Annotated in this window: 1 pseudogene; it reads right to left on the minus strand. The window is 35.8% G+C overall.

What is annotated here, in order from left to right:
• Window positions 1-1,279 (minus strand): annotated as a pseudogene (locus FHL06_RS13385) (CarD family transcriptional regulator); the annotation flags it as partial.

A 1,279-nucleotide genomic window follows, 5' to 3' on the forward strand; every position in this document is an offset into this window, starting at 1 on the left:
CTAATTGTTCAATTGTTTCCTTGCTTTGCTTACGAGTTTGAAAACGTGACAAAACTCCAATATTAACTGGAAAACCATCAAAACGATCTTTCATTGTTTCGTAATGTTGTTGTACCAATAAAGTAGTAGGCGCCAAGAAGACAACTTGTTTGCCTGCCTCAACTGCCTTAAAAGCAGCTCTTAAAGCCACTTCTGTCTTACCAAAACCAACGTCACCAACCAAAAGGCGATCCATTGGATGTGGTTTTTCCATATCACGTTTAATTTCATCAATTGACCGTAATTGATCCGGAGTTTCTGGATATGGAAAGGCATTGTCAAAGTCTGTCTGCATTGAATCATCTTTGGGAAAAGCAAAACCCTTCTCAGCTTCACGTTTAGCATAAAGATCAATCAAATCGTCAGCAATATCTTCAATATTAGATTGAACTTTGCGTTTTGTTTTTTGCCATTCGTTACCGCCAAGTTTATTGATCTTCGGCGATTTTCCTTCAGCTGAAACATACTTTTGAACCATATCCAACTGTGTTACAGGAATGAACAAGCGACCATCATCACGATATTCAATTGTTATATAGTCCTGATGTTTACCATCAACTTCCATCGTCTGCATACCGATAAACTTACCGATACCATGATTGACATGAACTACATAATCTCCAGGCTTCAATTCGTTATAACTCTTTAAACGTTCTGCATTAGCTAAAGTTTGATGACGACGTTTTTTAGGTTGACGATTGAAAAGCTCTTTTTAAGTAATTACTGCAAATTTCTCCTCTGGCATTTCAAAGCCAGCACTCAAATTGGCATTCATAATCTGTGTTTGATTCTCAATCACTTTATCACTTGTGGTCAAGATTGCCTTGATACCGAAATCCACCAAAGTATTGTTGATGGCATTAATTCGTTTTTCATTACTAATTGTCAAAATAACCGTGTATTCTTGCTTTTGCCAACGTTCAATTTCTGACTTCAAAAGTGGCATCTGACTAAAGAATTGTTGCATCGAACGAACCGAAACATTTTGTAACTGATTCAAACGAATATGTCCCATACCTTGTTGGAATGTTGAAAGATAAATCTGTGCATGCTGATCATCCTTGATATTTTCAATAAAATCTTGACGAATTTTCTGTTCTGGCAAAGCTTTACCAAATTCTAATTGACTAGCAAGCCATGACTGATTCTCAGCTTTATTATCATTAGATTGTTCAATCAAACGATTATATTCATTGAAAACTACCAGATCATCCTTTTCTAAATAATCTAAAAGATTACT

The organism is Companilactobacillus halodurans (assembly GCF_009600985.1).
In the GTDB taxonomy this organism is placed as follows: domain Bacteria; phylum Bacillota; class Bacilli; order Lactobacillales; family Lactobacillaceae; genus Companilactobacillus; species Companilactobacillus halodurans.